A 19,122-nucleotide genomic window follows, 5' to 3' on the forward strand; every position below is an offset into this window, starting at 1 on the left:
CCTCACCGGGACCGGATCCGGGCAGGGGTCACCCATGACCGGGGCCGCAGGGTCCAGTGAACGCGGCGCTGCGCCGATGGACCAGGTCGTTCGTCACATGTCGAGCGATCTTTCCGATTCCAGCAGGTTGTCGAGGGCGCGAACGCGCCGGACGCAGTCCGCCGCCGCGGCCTGGTCGCCGAGCGCGAGGTGCGAGTCGCGCAGCAGTTCCAGCGCCTGCCGCAGGCCCCGCTGGTCGTCCATGTCGCGGCGGATGACGATCTCGGCGTTCACGTGCTCGACCGCGCGGGCGTGCTTGCCGATCAGCTGGGATGCGCGGGCCATGGCGTGCAGCGCGTACGCCTGCTCGCGGGCGGCGCCGAGCTCGGCGGCGAGGTCGAGGCCGCGCCGGCCCGTCTCCAGCGCCTCGTCGGCGTGCCCGAGGTCGAGGTGGATGGCGGCGAGGTGGACCAGGCCGGTGGCCTCGCTGTGCCGGTCGCCGACCTCGCCGAGCAGGCGCAGCGCCTCCAGCTCCCGTTCCAGCGCCTCCTCGTGCCGCCCGGCGCGGCGCAGGACGGCGGCGAGGGTGTCCATGCCGACGCCGAGGCCGTACCAGTCGCCGCCGGACTCGCGGATGCCGAGCGCCTGCCGCGCGGCGCGCTCGGCCTCGGCGGGCAGGCCGAGCCGCGAGTACGTGCGGGCCAGGCTGCCGAGGGTCCCGGCCATCCGGCCCTGCGCGCCGAGCTGGTGCCACAGGTCGAGGGCCTCCAGGCCGAGCACGAGCGCCTCCTGGTGGCGGCCGAGGCGGCGCATCACGACCGACAGGTGCTCCAGGTCGTTGGCCTCGCCGTGCTGGTCGCCGATCTCGCGGCGGATCTCCAGCGCCCGGAGCAGGTGCTCGCGCGCGTCCCGGTACCGGCCGAGGCGCCAGTGGACGATCCCGATCTGCGCGAGCGCCTCGGCCTCGCCGTGCCGGTCGCTGATGTCGCGGTGCAGCCGGAGCGCCTGCCCGCAGTAGGTGAAGGCCTCCGCGAACTTCGTCGCCTCGCACATCAGCATGCCCAGCGTGGTCAGCGCGCGCGCCTCCCCGTGGCGTGCGCCCAGTGCCCGGTACGTGCGGAGTGCCTGTTCGGCGTCCTGCTGCGCCATTCCGCGCAGGCCGAGCGAGGCGTTCATGCGGGCCAGTTCCGTCAGGGCCTGCGCCGCGCCGTGCATGTCGGCGAGCTCCTGCCGGATGTACAGGGCTTCCAGTGCGTGCGACACCGCCTCGTGGACGTTCCCCTGGCGGCGATGGACCCCCGCCACGGTGAGCAGCGTCTCGGCCACGCCCGCCTGGTCGTTCAGCCGGCGGCGGACGTCGAGCGCCAGCGCGGCGTGTTCCAGTGCCGTCTCGTAGTCGCCGAGGCCCAGATGGGCGCGCGCGAGGGTGCTGCGGCTCTTGGCCACGCCCGCGTCGTCCCGCAGGTCCTCGTGGATCTCCAGGGACCGCCGCGCATGGTCGATCGACGTGAGGTAGCGGCCCAGCACCACGTGGACGTCGGCGAGGGTGGCCAGCGTGACGGCCTCCCCGTACCGGTCGGGCGGGTCGACCGCGCGGAACCCCCGCCGCGCGTCCTCCCCGTACCCGATGGCCTGGACGGAGCTGCCCATCTCGAAGTGCGCAACCGCCAGGTTGTGCAGCATGACGGCCGCCGCCGCCCAGTCCTCCTCGGTCCGGGCGGCGTGCAGGCCCGCCTGGTGGACGGCGATGTTGTCCTCGCTGTAGCGCCGGAAGTCCTGGAAGTCGAACAGCGCGTCGGCGAGTTCCCAGCAGGTCCGGTGCAGGCCGAGCCGCGCGGCCTGGTGCACCGCCGCGACCAGGTTGCGGCGCTCGGCCTCGAACCAGGCGAGGCCCGCCGCGCGCTCGGCCGCGTCCGGCGGCCGGCCGCGGGCCTCGGCTCGGTGCACGGCCGGGCGCGGCCGTCCGGGCAGGGCCGCGCCCGCCCGCCGCGCCTCGGCGAGGTACCCGGCCAGCAGCCGCCGCTGCGCCGCCTGCAGCTCGCCGTCGGAGTCCTCCCCGAGTCCGCGCTCGCGGGCGAACTCGCGCAGCAGGTCGTGCATGCGGTACCGGCCGGGGCCGACGTCCTGGACGAGGTACGCCTGCCGCAGCCCCTCCAGGCATTCGCGCGCCTCGTCCACCGTCAGGTCCTGCAGCGCGGCGAGCGCGGCGGGCGTGAAGTCGGGGCCGGCGACGAGGCCGAGCCTGCGGAACGCCTCCCGCTGGTGGCGGCGCAGGCTCCGGTAGGCGACGTCGAAGGTCGGGTTGACGACGGCGCTCAGGCCCGGTCCGGACGCGCCGTGCGCCGCGCCCTCGCCCAGGCCCGCCCCCGCGAGGCCCGGCCCGTACGGCGCGGCGCCCTGCGCGTCCCGGGCGGCCAGCTCCCGGACGGTCCCGGCGATCGACTCGCCGGGGTTCTCGGCGAGCCGCCCGGCCATGACGCCGAGCGCCAGCGGCAGGTGTCCGCACTCGCGGGCGAGCCGCACGACCGCCTTGTGCTCGTCGCGGACCCGGGCGTCGCCCGGCCCGAGGACGTTGGAGATCAGGTCGACCGCCTCCTGCGTCGCCATCTCCCCCAGTTCCAGGGTCCGGATGTCGGCGCCTTCGAGCAGGGCGGGCAGCCGCCACCGGCTGGTGACGAGCACCAGCCCGGACGACACCGCGGCGAGCAGCGGCCTGATCTGCTCGGGCCGGACGGCGTTGTCGAGGATGAGCAGCATCCTGCGGTCGCCCAGCAGCGACCGGCACTGCGCGGCCAGCTCCGACTCGGTGCGCGGGAGCTGGTCGCCGGGCACCCCCGCCGCGCGCAGCACCTGGCCCATCGCCTCCGCGGGCGTGACCGGGCCGCCGCTCGTGCCGCGCAGGTCGGCGAACAGGACGCCATCGGGGAAGCGGTCCACGACGCGGTGCGCCCAGTGCAGCGCGAGCGTCGTCTTCCCGACCCCCGCCATGCCCTGGACGACCACCGCGCGCGGCCACACCGACTGGCCGACGAGCAGGTCGAGCTTGCCGAGGCTCACCGTCCGCCCGGCGAAGTACGGGTTGTCGGCGGGCAGCCGCACGGCGGGCCGGCCGCCCGGGGCGTCGAGGCGCACCGGCTCGTGCGCCGCGATGCCGGCCCCCTCCGGCCCGCCCTCGGCGGCGGCTGCGCGCTCGGGCTCGGTGACGGGCCACTCGTCGCCCCAGGGGCTCGCGGCGCGGCGGAGCCGCTCGACGTCGAGGATGGTCAGCGGGCGGGCCCGCCGGTCGAGGATCCCCCGCGCCCGCCACAGCCGGAACCAGCGGACCAGCGTCTCGCGGGAGATCCCCGCCCAGTTCGCCAGCTCCGCCTGGCTGAGCTTCAGCGGGATCCGCGTCCCCTGCCCGGGACGGTGCTCGCCGAACCGGTGCGCCAGCTCCAGCAGGTGGTAGGCGAGCCGCTGCGGATGGTCGGCCGCCCGCACCGCGTGCCGCCGGCCGCCGAACGTGACGCTCTCGGAGATCGCGTGCATCATCGCCTCGGCGACCTGCGGGCTCGCCGCCAGCAGGCTGCGGAACTTGCGGCGGTCCACGCGCAGCGCCGTGACGTGGTCGAGCGCGGCGACCGTGCCGCGCTGCGGGTGCCCCCAGGGGCCGAGGACGCCGACCAGGTCGCCCGCCCCGAACAGATCGATGATCGACTCGTCGCCGTCGCTGGAGTCGACGAACTCCTTGGCGACCGCGTTGCTCGCCGCGCGCGGCGACGCCTTGAACACCACGTACACGGCCGGCGCGACCGAGCCCTGGTGGCACAGCATGCCGCCGGGCGGGATGTCGGTGCGCCGGCCCATGGCGCGCAGGGCCTGCCGGTCGGTGGGCGCCAGCCGCTCCCAGAAGCTGCCCGGCCGGACGTCCAGGGCGGCGCCCTGGCCCGTCCCCCCGCCGGCGATGTCGCCGATCACCCGGTCATCCTCCCGCCATCGCCGCCGCCAGCGTCCAGAACAGGAACAGCACGCCGGTGGCCGCCGACCAGGCGACGGCCTGCCAGGACAACTCGCCGCAGCGGTGGGCCGCCGACAGCAGCCGGCGCAGCTCCGCGTCGCGGACCCGGTCGTCCAGCGCTACCGCGGAGGCGAACGGCGTCCACGGCACGGCCGGGTCGAGGGGTGAGCCGGTGCGGCCGCGCACCTCGCCGAGCACCGCCACCAGCGTCCGGCGGGCCCGGACGGCGTGGCCGACGGAGACGGCGAACGCGCCGGCCAGCACCGGCAGCAGCGCCAGCGCGGGGAGGCCGGGCACGCCGGCCGCGAGCCGGGTGGCGGTCCCGGCCAGCACGAGTGCGAGGAACACCGCGGCGATGGCGGAGTCCCGGCCGCACAGCCGGACCAGCGTGCAGGCGTGCCCGAGGAGGTCCTCCGGCGTCTCCCTGTCCGGTCCGGGACGGAAAGCGGTCACCAAGGCGTCACCGTCCTCACGGAGTCGATCCTGATCTTCCATTCACCATGGTGCGGTGGCAAGGAGAGAATTTCCGTCCGCGAGCACACGTTCCGGCTGCGTCTGGTGACTCATTTCCGTTTCCAGGGTCCCCGCGCGGCGGGATCACCCCCGCCGATGATGGAAGATGGTCTCCGAACCACCGACGGGAGGACCCCATGACCTACACCGGGAACGTGGAGACCGGCGGGCGTCCCGACGTCCGGGAGCTGCCCGGGCTGACGGTCACGAAGGTGGCGGTCGGCCCGTACGACAACAACGCCTACATCCTGCGCTGCACCGCCACCGGGGAGCGGCTGCTCATCGACGCGGCGAACGAGGCGCCCCGGCTGCTTGAGCTGATCGGCGACGGGCCGCTGGCGCGGATCGTCACCACGCACCGGCACGAGGACCACTGGATGGCGCTGAGCGAGGTGGTGCGCGCCACCGGCGCGCCCGTCGCCGCCAACCCGCGCGACGCCGGCGCCCTGCCCGAGCCGGTCGCCGAGCCCGTCGAGCACGGCGACACCGTCACCGTCGGGCGCGCGTCCCTCGACGTCATCCACCTGCGCGGCCACACGCCCGGCTCGATCGCGCTGCTGTACGACGCCGGCGGCGAGCTGGCCGACGGCCCGCACCTGTTCACCGGCGACAGCCTGTTCCCCGGCGGCGTCGGCAACACGTGGGGCGACCCCACCCGGTTCAAGCAGCTGCTGTCGGACGTGGAGGAGCGCGTCTTCGACCGCCTCCCCGACGCGACCTGGTTCTACCCGGGCCACGGCAAGGACTCGACGCTCGGCCGGGAGCGCCCGTCGATCCCGGAGTGGCGCGCCCGCGGCTGGTGACTCCCCGGCGCGGGACGGAACAAGCGGTGTGGGGTGTTCGTTGGCCCCAACACACTTCCGCCCGAGCCCAGGAGTCGACATCCGCGAACCCCACGAGGTGGATCCGGGACCCGCCCTGCGCTACCCCGCGGGTTCCCTGGTACTGGTCGCCGGCCTCCCAGGGGCCGGCAAGAGCACGCTGCTCAACCGCCTGTACGGGCTGCACGGCGACGAGACGGCACCGGTGTGCGCCGACGACGTCCTCGTGATCGACTCGCGGCAGGCCCGGAACTGGTGGGCGCGGTTCCTGCGCCCGCTGCCCGTGCGGATGCGGACCCCGCTCGTGCACGCCACGCACGTGTGGCGCATCGGCCGCGCGATCGTCGCCGGGCACGCCGTCGTCGCGCACACCCGCGGCACCTGGCCGCACATCCTCTACTGCTTCGCCTGGCTGGCGCGCCGCCGGGGCCGCACGCTGCACCTGATCCTCATCGACGTCGCCCCCGAGACGGCCCGCGCCGGCCAGTTCGCCCGCGGCCGCGTCGTCACGGCCACCACGTTCGCCCGGCACTGCCGCCGCTGGCGGCCGCTGATCGATCGCGCCCGCAGCGGCGACCCCCTCCCGCCCGCCGCCGGCGTCACGGTCCTCGACCGCGACGCCGCCGACAAGCTCCAGGCCATCCGCTTCAGCTGAGCGCGCCGAACCAGCGGACGATCATCGCGGTGCCGGCCAGGTTCGCGCCGAGATGGCGGGAGCCCTCGTAGACCGTGTCGCCCACGTCGACGACCGGGACGTCCGCGCCGCGTGCGCGGAAGCCCGCGACGCAGGCGGGGGTGTTGGCGTCGACGGCCTGCTCGTCATCGCTGATCTTGTAGAGGCGCACGGGGACCCGCGGGGTCCATGCCGTGCACACCTGCGCGTCCACGCGCAGCGCCTCGGCGAACGTCCCGGACGGGTGGCGCAGGAGCCGGAATCCCCGAGGGGTGAGGAGCTGGCCGAGCTCGTCGGGAAGGCCCTCCAGCATGACCTGCCCGGGAGTCGTGCCGTCGAAGAGCTTCTCGACCCGGCTCGCGTACGGCTCCTGGAACACATCGGACGGTTGCCTGTAGATACCGCCGTGGATGCGGTTCCACGCCGTGAGCAGGTAGGAGGTGTAGGCGACGGCCAGTTTCGGGGCCACCTCGCCGTTCAGCAAGGCCGGAAGCTCGGCGCCGCGGAAGTCGTAGGCGCCGCTGATCGGGGCGGCGGCACGAAGCCGGAAGTGCGGGTCGGCGCCCTCCTGCAGGGCCCGGGCCAGGCCGAGCGCGGACGAGGCGCCCTGCGAGAACCCGGTGACCAGCACCCGGCCGTCGAGGACCCGGCCCTCCCGCGGCACGAACTGGCGGGCCGCGCGCAACATGTCGAGGGACGCGGACGTCTCGGACGGCACGTCCTTCCACGGGTGCGCGCCCGGCCCCTTCCCGAGCCCGAGGTAGTCGGGGGCGACGGCGGCGAAGCCCGCGGCTCCGAAGGTCACGGCCGGCCCCGGCCCCCAGACGTCGCCGGCCGTCGACGGGGCGTCCGGCTTGTAGTTCATGGTCCCGTGCGCGTAGGAGACGGTGCGCAGGCGGCGGTCGTCGTTGCGGGGCAGCACGAGCAGGCCGCTGGCCGTCGTCGCCCGGCCGCGGGTGTCGATCGTCCGGTACACGAGCCGGTAGGTGTCCACGCCGTACCGGACGGACGCGGCGTCGAACCCCTCGGTCGCCAGCCAGGCGCGCACCTGGCCGGCCGGCATGGTGCGCAGATGGACGGCGGAGACGAGGTGCCCGCGAGCGGTGTGCTCGTGGCCGACGGCGGGCCGCTCGGGGACACTGGCGGACGCGGTGGCGGGCATGGTGGCGGTCACGGTGGCGGTGACGGCGGCGACCGCCAGGCCGGCCGTCAGGGCGGAGATGGTGCGTTTCATGGGGTCCAGCGTTCGTTCCGCCCGCCCGAACCCGCATCGCGCACGCAGGTGATCTCCCACCCCCTACCTGAGAGGGCCTTCCAGGCAACAGAAGGGCACGGACGGGCCGGAGGCGGGATGGATAGGGTCGGGAAAGATCGAGGCTATGAGAGGCGGGAGCATGGCGCAGCAGGTACGCGGGGTCGTCGCACCGGGCAAGGGACGGCCGGTGCGGATCGAGACGATCATCGTTCCGGACCCCGGGCCCGGGGAGGCGGTCGTCAGGGTCCAGGCGTGCGGGGTCTGCCACACCGACCTGCACTACCGCGAGGGCGGGATCAACGACGAGTTCCCGTTCCTGCTGGGCCACGAGGCGGCCGGGGTCGTCGAGTCGGTCGGCGACGGGGTGACCGAGGTGGAGCCCGGCGACTTCGTGATCCTGAACTGGCGGGCGGTGTGCGGCCAGTGCCGGGCCTGCCTGCGGGGACGTCCCTGGTACTGCTTCAACACGCACAACGCGAAGCAGAAGATGACGCTCGAGGACGGCACCGAGCTGTCGCCCGCGCTCGGGATCGGCGCGTTCGCCGACAAGACGCTCGTCGCGGCCGGGCAGTGCACGAAGGTCGACCCGGCGGCCCGGCCGGAGGTCGCGGGCCTGCTCGGGTGCGGCGTGATGGCGGGGCTCGGCGCGGCGATCAACACCGGCGGGGTCGGGCGCGGCGACTCGGTCGCGGTCATCGGCTGCGGCGGCGTCGGCGCGGCGGCGGTGCTCGGCGCCCGGCTGGCCGGGGCCGCGACGATCATCGCGGTGGACCTGGACGAGCGCAAGCTCGCCACCGCCTCGTCGCTCGGCGCGACGCACACCGTCAACGGCAAGGACAAGAACGTCGTCGAGACGGTGCGGGAGCTGACCGGCGGGTTCGGCGCCGACGTCGTCGTCGAGGCGGTCGGCCGCCCGGAGACCTACGAGCAGGCGTTCTACGCCCGCGACCTGGCCGGGACCGTGGTGCTGGTCGGGGTGCCGACGCCGGAGATGAAGCTGGAGCTGCCGCTGCTGGAGGTCTTCGGGCGCGGCGGGTCGCTCAAGTCGTCCTGGTACGGCGACTGCCTGCCCTCGCGCGACTTCCCGATGCTGATCGACCTCTACCTGCAGGGCCGCCTGGACCTCGACACGTTCGTGTCGGAGACGATCGAGCTGGACGGTGTCGAGGCCGCCTTCGAGAAGATGCACCACGGCGACGTGCTGCGGTCGGTGGTGGTCCTCTGATGGCGGCCCGCGTCGACCACGTCGTCACGTCCGGGACGTTCTCCCTGGACGGCGGGACGTGGGACGTCGACAACAACGTCTGGATCGTCGGCGACGACAGCGAGGCGATCGTCATCGACGCCGCGCACGACGCCGGGGCGATCGCGGAGGCGCTCGGCGGCCGGAGGCTGGTGGCGATCGTGTCCACGCACGGGCACGACGACCACATCGACGCCGCGCCCGCGCTGAAGGCCCGCACCGGCGCGCCCGTCCTGCTGCATCCGGACGACCTGATGCTGTGGAAGCAGAAGCACCCGGACTCCTCCCCCGACGGCGACCTGTCCGACGGCCAGGTCATCAGCGTCGCGGGCACGGACCTCACCGTCCTGCACACGCCGGGCCACAGCCCCGGGGCCGTGTGCCTGCACGCGCCCGCGCTGGGGACGGTCTTCTCCGGCGACACCCTGTTCAACGGCGGTCCGGGCGCGACCGGGCGCTCGTTCTCCGACTTCCCGACGATCATCACCTCGATCCGGGAGCGCCTGCTGACGCTCCCGGCGGACACGGTCGTCCGCACCGGGCACGGCGACTCGACCACCATCGGGGCCGAGGCACCGCACCTGGAGGAGTGGATGGCGCGCGGCCACTGACCGCCGCGGCGAGGTGGCGATAGGGTCCGCGGTGGCGGGCGAGCCGTCCCGGATTCCACCGCGGCCCTAGGGGGTGCGATGCGGCGCAGGGCACCCCTGGCGCTCCTGCTGTGCGCGGCCGTCGCGGGCTGCGGCCAGAGCGCTCGCGGCGCGGGCGCCGAGCCGCCGGCCGTGCCCCCGCCGACCGTCCCCGCATCGAGGGTCCCCACATCGACCGTGCCCGCGCCCACCTCGGCCGTCCCGGCGTCGCCGCCCTCCTCGTCGTCGTCGGCTCCGGCTCTGCTCGGGCGGCAGGGCGGGTGGCGCATCACCACGTACTACACGGCGCTGGAAAGCCTCTACCGCGGCAAACGGAAGGCGGTGCGCGGCTGCACCCGGTTCCATTGCTCGCATGGGAAGACACCGCTCGGCAGCTATCCGGCGGACTTCCTGAAGGTCGTCCAGACCGAGGGCAGCGGACGCATCACCGCGGGCCCGCAGCGGGGCCGGTACCTCAACTGGTCGCACAGCGTGGGCTTCTGGCTGGACGACACCACGCGCGACTCGCGAGGGCGTCCCCTCAAGCCGTGGGTGTCGGCGGCGGCCGACAAGTCGGTCCTCGCGCGCGGGCAGCGGTTCGCGATCGCCGGCTGCGGCGGGGACGGGAACGGGCGGCCGATTCCCGCCGAGGTGTGCGAGAGGTTCCGGAAGGCTCGCTGGACGGTCACCGATCTCTTCCGTCCGGGATACGGCGGCGAGAACCACGCCGACGTCTACCTCGGCGAGGAGAAGGGATCCCTCATGTCCGGCTCGCCCTTCTACACCACGCTGAAGGGCGCCACCCTCGTCCCGTCCTAGGACGGGACGCGGTCGCCCGGACGGGGTGAGGCGAGCCGGGTGGCCCGGGTCCGGCCCCGCAGGGTGACCTCGTCGCCGAGCGACCAGCGGGCCGCCTCCCCCGGGGAGGCCTGCGAGAGGAGGGAGCCGGCCGCCAGGACCCGCGCCTCGGTGGTCTTGGCCATGTCGGTCAGGCGGGCGGCCTCGTTCACCGGGTCGCCGATCACGGTGTACTCGAAGCGCTCCTCGGCGCCGATGTGCCCGGCGACGGCCTCGCCCGCCGAGACGCCGATGGCCGCCTCCAGCTCGGGGACGTCCGCGCGCAGCCGCCGGTCGAGCTCCCGGGAGGCGGCGAGCGCGCGGCCGGGGGCGCCCTCCAGCGCGAGCGGCGCCCCGAACACCGCCAGCGCGGCGTCGCCCTCGAACTTGTTGATCCACCCGCCGTGCGCGCCGATGACCTCGACGACCACGGCGAAGAAGGCGTTCAGCAGCCGGACGACCTCGCCGGGCGGCCGGTCGGCGGCCAGCCGGGTGGAGCCGAGCAGGTCCACGAAGATCACCGCGACCTCGCGCAGCTCGCCGCCGAGGTCGATGCCGCGCTCCAGGGCGACGCGGGCGACGTCCGCGCCGACCTGGCGGCCGAACAGGTCCTGGAGCCGCTCGTGCTCGCGCAGCCCGGCGGCCATGTGGTTGAACCCGGCCTGCAGCAGCCCGACCTCGCTGGCGTCGTAGACGGGCACCTCGACGTCCAGGTCGCCGCGCTCGACGCGGGCGAGGCCGAGCCGGACCGACTCGACCGGGTCGGCGATGGCGCGGGCGGCGCCGTAGGTGACGCCGAGGCCGACGATCAGCGCGATACCGCCGAGGGCGAGCACGGCGACCGCGAAGTCCCGTACGGTGATCTTCGCGATGAGGAACGAGCCGATCGCCAGGGTGATCAGCCCGAGGATCGGGACGGCGGTGCCGAGCCCCCAGGCCAGCACGGAGCGGGCGACGACGCCGGGCAGCCCGGTGCGGCGCGGCATCTCGCTGCGCAGCGTCGCGGTCACCGTGCGCCGCAGCAGCCGCTCGGTCAGCAGGTAGACGACCGTGCAGGTGGTGAGGCCGCCGAGCAGGCTCGTCAGGCCGAGCTTGACGGCCAGCAGCGCGGAGAACGGGGCGTTGATGACGACCCAGCCGACCGTCCCGATCCCCCAGAGCGTCAGGTGCAGCGCCATCAGCCGCAGCGGCCCGTACAGCAGCAGGAGGCGCTCGTGCCGGTCGGGCTCGTCGTGCGCCTCGGCCATGCGCCGGACGCGGCGGAAGAACCGCTCGCCGAGCAGGAGCCCGACGGGCACCGCGGCGGCGACGTAGGCGGCGAAGACGATCAGGTTGACGAGCCGGAGCCGCTCGGAGACCTCGCCGACCGGGTCGGGGACGACGACCGCGAACGCCAGCACGACCAGGGCGCCGCCGAGGTTGGCGAGGCCGGTGGCGACGGTCACCAGGATGCGGGCCCGGCGGGCGATGCGGGCGCGCGAGTCGCCGGGCGCCCCGTCGACGAAGCGCCACAGGGGGCCGAGCCAGGGCCCCCGGCGGGGCGCCTGGGAGGAGGCCGGGGCCGGGCCGCCCGGCCGGCCGCCGCCGGTGGCGAGACCGATCGGGGTCCGCCCCGGTCGCGGCGCGGGCTCCGCCTGTTCGGTCTCCATGAGCGTGCAGGTTATCCGGTCGGATCGGCCGTATCGCCACGCCCGCGGAGCGACCTCGGGGAGGGATTGCTCACTCAGGTGCGGATCGGGTCGAAGAGCCGGTGCGGGGAGCGCAGGATCATGCTGACCGGGTCGGTGCGGCGGCGGACGCCGGGGCCCGCGTGGATCTCCAGATCCTCCGGCTTCACATGGCGCCCGCACGCGGCGCAGGTCCCGTCCGGGCCCACCTGGGTTCCGCAGGCCACGTGCACGAACAGGCGGCACGGTTCGGCGGACAGGTGGTCCTCCGCCCAGCGGGCGAGGGAATGGACGACGGGCCACAGATCCTTGCCCTTGTCCGTCAGCACGTAGTCGTGGCCGTCCTTGACGAGGACGCCGGTGTCGACGAGCGCCTGGAGGCGTGCGGACAGCACAGCCCGGGGGATGTCCAGGTGGACGAGGAAGTCGCTGAACCGGCGGACGCCGTAGAAGGCGTCCCGGACGATGAGCAGCGTCCAGCGCTCCCCCACGACCTCCAGCGCGCGGGCCAGCGAGCAGTCCTGCGCCGCGTAGTCCTTGCCGAGTGCCATGCGCACCACACTACCCACTCCGAGGTTCGTTCACTGAACTCCGCGTGCTACCGTCGCCCCATCAGTTCGTTCACTGAACCTGGAGACCGGATGACGACCCTGGCGACCCCCCGGACCGCACGGCGCGCGCCCGGCTCCGCCGCCGCGCTGACGCTGACGGCCGCCGCCACCCTGCTGGCGCTGATGAACTACTGCGCCCCGGCGGCGACTCTGGCCGAGACCGCCCGCGGGCTGCACGCCGGGCCGACCGCGCAGATCTGGCTGATGAGCTCGATCAGCCTGGGCCTCTCGGCGGCGCTGCTCGCCGCCGGCAGCCTGGCCGACGACCACGGCCGCAAGCGGACGTTCGTGATCGGCGCGGCGGCGCTCGCCGTCTCCAGCGTCGCCTGCGCCCTCGCGCCCAACGCCCCGGTGTTCATCGCGGGCCGGATCGCGCAGGGCGCGGCGAGCGCCGCGCTGCTGGTGACCGGCCTCGGCATCCTCGGCGCCTCGTTCGAGTCCGGCCCCCGCCGGGCGCGCGCCACCGGCATGTGGGGCGCGATGGTCGGCCTCGGCATCGCGCTCGGCCCGATCGCGGCCGCCGGGCTGACCGTCGCCGCCGGCTGGCGGTCGTGGTACTGGGCGACGGTCGCCGCGGCGGTGCTGCTCGGCGCGGCGGCGGCCCGCGGGCTCGGCGAGTCCCGGGCCGAACGCCCGCGCGGGCTCGACGTGCCGGGTCTGGTCACCATGAGCCTGGGCGTGGCGGCACTGCTGGCGGCCATCACCTGGGGGCGCACCGGCTGGACCGCCCCGGGCGTGCTCGCGCTGTTCGCGGCGGCGGCCGTCCTGCTCGCCGCGTTCACCCTGGTCGAGGCGCGGCGGCGGGAACCGATGGTCGACCTGGCGCTGTTCCGGCGGCCCGCGTTCCTGCTGTCGGTGTCGGGGGCGCTCGTCACCGGGCTCTCCGTGATCGGGATCATGACCTACCTCGCGACGATGATGATCCTGGTGATGGGCCTGTCCCCGGTCGGGGCGGCGCTGGTGCTCGCGATCTGGTCGGCGCTGTCGTTCGTCGTCGCGCTGCAGGCGCACCGCCTTCCCGCGCGGCTGCCGGTCCGGCGGCTGCTGGCCGGCGGGTTCGCGCTCGCCGCCGGCAGCGAGCTCGCGATGGCGGGCCTGGCGCCCGGCGCGCACTGGTGGCGGCTGGCCCCCGGCCTGGCCGCCGCCGGCGTCGCCAGCGGCGTGACCAACGCGATGCTCGCCCGGCTGGCCGTGGAGAGCGTCCCCGCCGGCCGCGCGAGCATGGGCGCGGGCGCCAACAACACCGCCCGCTACATCGGCGCGTCGCTGGGCGTGGCGATCGTCGGGGCCATCGCGACCGGGTCGGGGCACGACCCGTCCGCGCTGGCGCACGGCACGAACGTCGCGCTGGTCGTCTCGGCCGCCGCCGCCCTCGCCTACGCGGGACTGGCCCTGGTGATCCGCGAGCGGGCCTGAGCGGGCCGGCCGGCTAGGCGAGTTCCTCGACGAACGCGGCGAGCTGCGTCAGGTTGCGGCACTCGTACATGGGGACGAGCTCGCCGTAACGGGACGCGGCCGAGTCGCCGGTGTCCCACTGCCTGCGCGGCTCGGGGTTGAGCCAGTAGGCGTGGCGGGCGCGGTCCACCAGCGACCGCAGGATCGGCAGCGACAGCTCGCCGTAATTGGAGCGGGCGTCGCCGAGGATCAGCAGGGACGTCTTCGGCGTGATCGCGTCGCGGTACCGGTCGTCGAACACCTTGATCGCGTGCCCGTAGTTGGACCGCCCGGTGATCCAGACCAGGTCGGCCTCGGCGGCGAGGCGGGTCATCGCGTCCGCGACGTCCACGCCCGGGGCGAAGTACTTGGTGATCTCGTCGGTGGCGTCGATGAACGCGAACGCGCGGACCTTGCTGAACTGCTCCCGCAGCGCGAACGTCAGCAGCAGCGTGAAGTGCGCGAACGCCGACACCGAGTCGCTGGCGTCGCACAGCACGACCAGTTCGGGCTTGTGCGGGCGCCGCGGCCGGTGGTGGGTGGTGAGCGGCACTCCCCCGCTGGCCAGGGACGCGCGGACCGTCCGGCGGAAGTCGAGCCGCCCGCGCCTGCCGTGCCGCTGCCTCTGCACGAGCCGGGAGGCGAGCTTGCGCGCCAGCGGGTACACCTCGCGGCGCAGCGCCTCCATCTCGGCGCGGGTGGCGCCGGCGAAGTCGAGCCGCTCCAGCGGCGGCCGGACGGCGATCCGGGCGGTCCGCTCCACGCCGGTGTCCTCGGCGATGCGGCGCCGCACCTCGCCCGCGACGAGGTCCTGGAACCGGGCGATGCGGTCGCGGAACGTGCGGCGCGCGACCCGCTCGGCCATGCCGCCGCGCTCCTGGCCGCCGAGGACGGCGCCGAGCAGCCGCGCCATCAGCGTCTCCGGCGACAGCGCGTTCAGGACGCCGGACGAGAACCACGATTCCTGCCCGGGCGTCCGGCCGAACTCGGCGACGGCCAGGCGGGCGAACTGGCGCAGCCCGGCGTCGTCCCCGGCGAGCAGGAGGTCCGCCAGCTCGCCGCGGCGAGCCTGCACCCGGGGGTCCAGCGCCGGCGGGACGGGACGGCCGTCTTCGTCCAGCGTGCGGGCGTCCCGTCCCGGAGCGGGCCCGGCGCCCGCGCCGTCGCCGACCGCCGCGGGGAACCACAGGTCGAAGAGCGTGTCGAACGTCGGGCGGTGCTGGGGCCGCTTGACGACCGTCGCCGCGTAGGCGGCGCGCAGCGACTCGCGGTCGAGCAGGTCGACCGCCTGCATGGCCCGCACCGCGTCCAGCCCTTCGGCGACCGACACCGGCAGCCCGGCCCGCCGCAGCTCCGCGACGAACCCGGTGTGCCGGTCGACCAGGGACGCCATGTCAGCCCTTCAGCCCGAGTTCCCTGGCCGCGCGTTCCTGGTCGGAGACGTGCTTGAGGACGACGCCGAGGGTCCGGCCGACGGCGGCCTCGTCCAGGTCGTCCAGCCCGAGGGCGAGCAGGGTGCGGGCCCAGTCGACGGTCTCGGCGATCGACGGCGCCTTCTTGATCTCCAGGTCGCGCAGCGTGCCCACGGTCCGGACGAGCTGCTCGGCCAGCTCCGCCTCGATCCCCGGGACCTGGGCGAGGACGATGTCGCGTTCCCGGTCCGGCGCCGGGTAGTCCAGGTGCAGGTAGAGGCAGCGGCGCTTGAGGGCCTCCGACAGCTCCCGCGCCGCGTTCGAAGTGATCACCACGAACGGGCGGCGGACGGCGGCGACCGTGCCCAGCTCGGGGATCGTGACCTGGAAGTCCGACAGGACCTCCAGCAGCATGCCCTCCACCTCGACATCGGCCTTGTCCGCCTCGTCGATCAGCAGGACGGTCGGGTCCGCCCGCCGGATCGCCGCCAGCAGCGGCCGTTCGAGCAGGAACTCCTCGGAGAAGATGTCGTCGTGGGTCTCCTGCCACGCCCGGTCCGCCGGAGCGGCCTGGATGGCGAGGAGCTGCTTCTTGTAGTTGAACTCGTAGAGCGCGCGGGCCTCGTCCAGGCCCTCGTAGCACTGGAGGCGGATCAGCTCCGCGCCGGTCGCGGTCGCGACGGCCTTGGCCAGCTCCGTCTTGCCGACCCCGGCGGGGCCCTCCACGAGCAGCGGCTTGCCGAGCGCCTGCGCGAGGTAGACGGTCGTCGCGATCGCCTCGTCCGCGAGGTAGCGGACGCCGGCCAGCCTGCGCTCCACATCGGCGGGCGAGGCGAACATCCCGTCGGTCATCCGTTGCCCCTCTTCGTGGCGCGCGTCTTCACCGCGGCCTTCTTGTAGGTCTGGTTGGTGCCGGCGAACACGAAGGACGTCTTGTTCTCGCTCAGGGCGACCCCCCAATAGGACGCGGTCTGTGGGTCACCGCCCTTCCAGGAGAAGCGGTACTTCCCGCCGCCTTCGGGGATGACCGAGCCGCTCCACAGTTTCTGGCCCGCCCGCACCCACACGCCCCTCCCGTCGGCCGTGAACTGGAAGTAGTCCTTGGCCGCGCCGACCCAGCGTCCGACCAGCGGCTTCATGTCCGCGGGCCGGACCGCGGGCAGCGGCGCCAGGGTGGTGGGCGGCGCGGACGAACCGGCGGCGTCCTTCTTCTCGCCGCCGCCGCACCCCGCGAGGAGCAGCCCCGCCACGGCGGCGCAGACGGCGAGGGCGGTCGAACGGGCCCGCACTGTCACGGATACCTCCGGATGTTCTGGGGCGAAAGCGGAAGTTTACCGACGAGTCCGCTCACACCTGAGGGTGAGCCGAGAGCTCGCCCGGCAGGGTGACGCGGCGTCCGAGCGAACCCGCCTATAACGGAACCATGACGCCCCCGAAACTGCCGCGCGAGGACATCACGGCGGCCATGGCGGCCCGGCGCGAGCTCGGGCCCGACTACGACGACGCCTTCATCGAGACGGTCGTGGACCGCATCGAGGAGGCGCTGGACGCGCGTGCCACCGCCGCGCCGCGGCCGCGGTCCCGGGCCTGGCCTGAGCCGGAGCCGCGGCGCGAGGGCGGCGACCGCGATCACAGTCTCGCCATGGCCGTGCTGTCGCTGCTCGCCGCGATCCCGCTGAGCGCGATCGGGGTGGTCAACGCCGGCCTGCCGGGGCTGCTGCTCGCTCTCGCCGCCATCGTGCTGGTGAACTTCACCTACACCTTCCGGCCGCGCCGCTAGCGCTCGGTCACCTACCGGGCTCGGGGTCGCGGGGAAGGCCCAGGATGCGCTCGCCAATGATGTTGAGCTGCACCTCCGTGGTCCCGCCGTAGATCGTCATCGCGCGGCTGAACAGCATGGCGCGGCCCACGATGCCGCTCTCGGCCATCGGCACCTCCGTCGCCGCGGCGGTGCCCTGGGCCGCCCAGCAGTAGTCGGCGACGTCCTGGTTGAACTGGACGCCGAGGAGCTTGCGGACGCTGGCCTCCGCGCCCGGCTCCACGCCGTTCAGCTGCTTGAGCGTCGTCCGCAGGCCGAGCAGGTCGATCGACTGGCCCTGCGCGACGAGCCGTCCGACCTCGGCGGCCGCGATCGCGTCCGGCTCCCGCCGGGCGAAGAACGCCAGCAGCTCGGGGACGCCCATGCCGAGGCCGCCGCCCGTGGACAGCGACACCCGCTCGTTGGACAGCGTGTTGCGCGCGACCTGCCAGCCCCGGTTCACCTCGCCGACCACGTGCTCGTCCGGGACGAAGACGCCGTCGAGGAACACCTCGTTGAACAGCGCGTCACCGGTCAGCTCGCGCAGCGGGCGAACGTCCACCCCCGCCGACTTCATGTCGATCAGGAAGTAGGTGATGCCGTCGTGCTTCGGCGCGTCGGGGTCGGTGCGGGCGATGCAGAAGCCCCACTCGGCCTGGTGGGCGAGCGACGTCCAGATCTTCTGGCCGGTGAGCTTCCAGCCGCCCTCGACCCGCTCCGCCTTCATCGACAGGGACGCCAGGTCGGAGCCCGCGCCCGGCTCGGAGAACAGCTGGCACCAGACGATCTTCCCGCGCAGCGTCGGGCGCAGGAACCGCTCCTTCTGCTCGTCCGACCCGTACCGAACGAGGGAGGGCACCAGCCAGGCGCCGATCCCGAGGTTAGGGGTCTTGACCTTCGCGGCACGCAACTCCTGCTGGATGAGGATCTGCTCGACCGGCCCGGCCTCCCGCCCCCACGGCTCGGGGAAGTGCGGGACGGTCCAGCCCTCGTCCCCCAGCCGGGCGTGCAGTTCGGCCTTGTCCTCGATCGCGGCCAGCTCGGCGACCTCGGCGCGGATGCGCTCGCGCAGCGGCGCGGCGTCCTCGTCCAACTCCAGCACGACCTCGCGGCGCCCACCGTCCAGCGCGAGCCCGGCGACCTTGGCGGCCCACTCCTTGGACGGGCCGAGCAGCGCCCGCAGGGTGAGGGCGCGGCGCAGGTAGACGTGCGCGTCGTGCTCCCAGGTGAAGCCGATGCCGCCGAGGATCTGGATGGCGTCGCGCGCGGTCTGCACGCCCGCGTCGAGCGCGATCACGGCTGAGACCGCGGCGGCGAACCCGGCGTCCCCGGTGCCCTCGTCGAGCGCGCGGGCGGCGTCCCACGCGGCGGCGCGGGCCTGCTCCAGCGCGATGAGGCTGCGGGCGGCCTTGTGCTTGACGCCCTGGAACTGCCCGATCGGGCGGCCGAACTGCTCGCGGACCTTGGCGTACTCGGCCGCGGTCGACACCAGCCAGCCGGACAGGCCCGCGGCCTCCGCGCCGAAGAGGGCGGCGGCGATGTCCCTGACCCGGCCGGTGGTGAGGCCGTCCAGGACGCGGTCGGCGGCGACGGCGACGGCGGAGGCCTCGACGGAGGCGACGCGGCGGACCCGGTCCAGGCTCACGACCGGCGTGACGGTGAGGTCGGCCGCGTCGACCGCGACCCAATGCTCGCCGTCACCGTCCGACACCGGCAGGACGAGCACGTCGGCGAGCGCGGCGCCGAGCACCGTCGCCGACGTCCCGGAGACCACCAGGGAGTCGCCGTCGCGGCGGCCGGTCAGCTCGCCGTCCAGCGCCACCGCGGCCGTCCTCGACCCGTCGGCCAGCCCCGGCAGGAGCTCCGCGCGCAGCTTGGCGTTGCTGGAGGCGTCGATGACCGCGCTCGCGAGCACGGTCGGCAGGAACGGGCCCGGCGCCGCGGCGCGGCCGAGCTCCTCCAGGACGACCGCCAGCTCCAGCAGGCCGAAGCCCTGCCCGCCGTGCTCCTCGTCAAGGTGCAGGCCGAGCAGGCCCTGCTCGGCGAGGGCCGGCCAGAACGCGGGCCTGGTCTCCTCGTCGGCGTCCAGCGCGGCCCGGACGGCCGTCGCGGGGATGTTGCGGTCGGCGAAGCCGCGCACCGATTCGGCGAGCGCCTCGTGCTCCTCGGTCAGCCCGATGGCCATGCGTGAACCCTCTCTCAGACCTTTTGACCGCGATTCTAGAACAGCATTCGGATGTCTGGGGGAGGTGA

At 74.5% G+C, this 19,122-nt stretch carries 16 protein-coding genes; 7 read left to right on the forward strand and 9 right to left on the reverse strand.

Translation table 11 applies throughout. The annotated features are described in order from the left end of the window. Positions 1 to 93 precede the first annotated feature (93 nt). Positions 94 to 3,936, reverse strand: a complete 3,843-nt coding sequence (locus BM339_RS39650; RefSeq protein ID WP_075024203.1) for a tetratricopeptide repeat protein — start codon at positions 3,934 to 3,936, stop codon at positions 94 to 96. Positions 3,937 to 3,940: 4 nt separating this feature from the next. Beyond that, a complete protein-coding gene (locus tag BM339_RS39655) occupies positions 3,941 to 4,429 on the reverse strand; it encodes a hypothetical protein (RefSeq protein ID WP_075024204.1) in 489 nt (162 codons plus the stop codon). 197 nt (positions 4,430 to 4,626) lie between these two features. Here BM339_RS39655 and BM339_RS39660 point away from each other — a divergent pair, with 197 nt between their 5' ends. Both BM339_RS39660 and BM339_RS39665 read left to right on the forward strand, forming a co-directional pair. Continuing rightward, positions 4,627 to 5,292 (forward strand): MBL fold metallo-hydrolase, encoded by a 666-nt coding sequence (locus BM339_RS39660; protein ID WP_021599115.1) that lies wholly within the window; start codon positions 4,627 to 4,629, stop codon positions 5,290 to 5,292. Between the two features lie 97 nt (positions 5,293 to 5,389). Continuing rightward, positions 5,390 to 5,965 carry an ATP-binding protein gene (locus BM339_RS39665; RefSeq protein ID WP_021599116.1) on the forward strand — a complete coding sequence of 192 codons (576 nt, stop codon included), beginning with the start codon at positions 5,390 to 5,392 and terminating at the stop codon, positions 5,963 to 5,965. Here BM339_RS39665 and BM339_RS39670 read toward each other — a convergent pair. After that, on the reverse strand, positions 5,958 to 7,217 hold the full coding sequence (locus tag BM339_RS39670; RefSeq protein WP_075024205.1) for an alpha/beta hydrolase: 1,260 nt from the start codon (positions 7,215 to 7,217) through the stop codon (positions 5,958 to 5,960). The genes BM339_RS39665 and BM339_RS39670 overlap by 8 nt on opposite strands. Before the next feature lie 160 nt (positions 7,218 to 7,377). On the opposite strand from BM339_RS39670, the gene BM339_RS39675 reads away from it, so the two are divergent. The 3 genes from BM339_RS39675 (at position 7,378) to BM339_RS39685 (ending at position 9,929) form a co-directional block, all read left to right on the forward strand. Further along, a complete protein-coding gene (locus BM339_RS39675) occupies positions 7,378 to 8,463 on the forward strand; it encodes an S-(hydroxymethyl)mycothiol dehydrogenase (RefSeq protein ID WP_075024206.1) in 1,086 nt (361 codons plus the stop codon). Further along, complete coding sequence (locus BM339_RS39680) at positions 8,460 to 9,092, forward strand: MBL fold metallo-hydrolase (protein ID WP_218163884.1); 633 nt, start codon at positions 8,460 to 8,462, stop codon at positions 9,090 to 9,092. Before BM339_RS39675 ends, BM339_RS39680 begins: the two co-directional genes overlap by 4 nt. Positions 9,093 to 9,170: 78 nt before the next feature. Further along, positions 9,171 to 9,929, forward strand: coding sequence for an RlpA-like double-psi beta-barrel domain-containing protein (locus tag BM339_RS39685; RefSeq protein WP_075024207.1), 759 nt, complete (start codon positions 9,171 to 9,173; stop codon positions 9,927 to 9,929). Here BM339_RS39685 and BM339_RS39690 read toward each other — a convergent pair. Together BM339_RS39690 and BM339_RS39695 are read right to left on the reverse strand one after the other, a co-directional pair. Further along, positions 9,926 to 11,596 (reverse strand): adenylate/guanylate cyclase domain-containing protein, encoded by a 1,671-nt coding sequence (locus BM339_RS39690; RefSeq protein WP_083598423.1) that lies wholly within the window; start codon positions 11,594 to 11,596, stop codon positions 9,926 to 9,928. The genes BM339_RS39685 and BM339_RS39690 overlap by 4 nt on opposite strands. A 74-nt stretch (positions 11,597 to 11,670) precedes the next feature. Next, a complete protein-coding gene (locus BM339_RS39695; protein ID WP_021600420.1) occupies positions 11,671 to 12,165 on the reverse strand; it encodes a winged helix-turn-helix transcriptional regulator in 495 nt (164 codons plus the stop codon). A 90-nt stretch (positions 12,166 to 12,255) separates the two neighbouring features. Between BM339_RS39695 and BM339_RS39700 the strand changes: the two genes are divergently transcribed. Beyond that, complete coding sequence (locus BM339_RS39700) at positions 12,256 to 13,641, forward strand: MFS transporter (protein WP_075024208.1); 1,386 nt, start codon at positions 12,256 to 12,258, stop codon at positions 13,639 to 13,641. 13 nt (positions 13,642 to 13,654) lie between these two features. Here BM339_RS39700 and BM339_RS39705 read toward each other — a convergent pair whose 3' ends face one another. The 3 genes from BM339_RS39705 to BM339_RS39715 are packed head-to-tail and all read right to left on the reverse strand — an operon-like array spanning position 13,655 to position 16,366. Next, positions 13,655 to 15,052 carry a vWA domain-containing protein gene (locus BM339_RS39705; protein ID WP_075024209.1) on the reverse strand — a complete coding sequence of 466 codons (1,398 nt, stop codon included), beginning with the start codon at positions 15,050 to 15,052 and terminating at the stop codon, positions 13,655 to 13,657. A 1-nt stretch (position 15,053) separates the two neighbouring features. Further along, positions 15,054 to 15,923, reverse strand: coding sequence for an AAA family ATPase (locus BM339_RS39710; RefSeq protein WP_021598962.1), 870 nt, complete (start codon positions 15,921 to 15,923; stop codon positions 15,054 to 15,056). Next, positions 15,920 to 16,366, reverse strand: coding sequence for a hypothetical protein (locus BM339_RS39715; protein ID WP_143118781.1), 447 nt, complete (start codon positions 16,364 to 16,366; stop codon positions 15,920 to 15,922). The genes BM339_RS39710 and BM339_RS39715 overlap by 4 nt, the downstream gene beginning before the upstream one ends. Positions 16,367 to 16,494: 128 nt before the next feature. Between BM339_RS39715 and BM339_RS39720 the strand changes: the two genes are divergently transcribed. Then, positions 16,495 to 16,851, forward strand: coding sequence for a hypothetical protein (locus BM339_RS39720; protein ID WP_075024210.1), 357 nt, complete (start codon positions 16,495 to 16,497; stop codon positions 16,849 to 16,851). Positions 16,852 to 16,858: 7 nt separating this feature from the next. Here the strand turns inward: BM339_RS39720 and BM339_RS39725 are convergent, their stop codons facing one another. Continuing rightward, positions 16,859 to 19,054: an acyl-CoA dehydrogenase family protein gene (locus tag BM339_RS39725; RefSeq protein ID WP_075024211.1), complete on the reverse strand. Its 2,196-nt coding sequence runs from the start codon at positions 19,052 to 19,054 to the stop codon at positions 16,859 to 16,861. Between the last annotated feature and the right edge of the window lie 68 nt (positions 19,055 to 19,122).

The organism is Actinomadura madurae (assembly GCF_900115095.1).
GTDB classification, from domain to species: domain Bacteria; phylum Actinomycetota; class Actinomycetes; order Streptosporangiales; family Streptosporangiaceae; genus Spirillospora; species Spirillospora madurae.

What these genes read in the sequence shown, in the direction of transcription:
- BM339_RS39660 (WP_021599115.1), top strand. Translation starts at nt 4,627, where the DNA reads ATGACCTACACCGGGAACGTGGAGACCGGCGGGCGTCCCGACGTCCGG.
- BM339_RS39670 (WP_075024205.1), bottom strand. Translation starts at nt 7,217, where the DNA reads ATGAAACGCACCATCTCCGCCCTGACGGCCGGCCTGGCGGTCGCCGCC.
- BM339_RS39675 (WP_075024206.1), top strand. Translation starts at nt 7,378, where the DNA reads ATGGCGCAGCAGGTACGCGGGGTCGTCGCACCGGGCAAGGGACGGCCG.
- BM339_RS39685 (WP_075024207.1), top strand. Translation starts at nt 9,171, where the DNA reads ATGCGGCGCAGGGCACCCCTGGCGCTCCTGCTGTGCGCGGCCGTCGCG.
- BM339_RS39690 (WP_083598423.1), bottom strand. Translation starts at nt 11,596, where the DNA reads ATGGAGACCGAACAGGCGGAGCCCGCGCCGCGACCGGGGCGGACCCCG.
- BM339_RS39695 (WP_021600420.1), bottom strand. Translation starts at nt 12,165, where the DNA reads ATGGCACTCGGCAAGGACTACGCGGCGCAGGACTGCTCGCTGGCCCGC.
- BM339_RS39700 (WP_075024208.1), top strand. Translation starts at nt 12,256, where the DNA reads ATGACGACCCTGGCGACCCCCCGGACCGCACGGCGCGCGCCCGGCTCC.
- BM339_RS39705 (WP_075024209.1), bottom strand. Translation starts at nt 15,052, where the DNA reads ATGGCGTCCCTGGTCGACCGGCACACCGGGTTCGTCGCGGAGCTGCGG.
- BM339_RS39710 (WP_021598962.1), bottom strand. Translation starts at nt 15,923, where the DNA reads ATGACCGACGGGATGTTCGCCTCGCCCGCCGATGTGGAGCGCAGGCTG.
- BM339_RS39720 (WP_075024210.1), top strand. Translation starts at nt 16,495, where the DNA reads ATGACGCCCCCGAAACTGCCGCGCGAGGACATCACGGCGGCCATGGCG.
- BM339_RS39725 (WP_075024211.1), bottom strand. Translation starts at nt 19,054, where the DNA reads ATGGCCATCGGGCTGACCGAGGAGCACGAGGCGCTCGCCGAATCGGTG.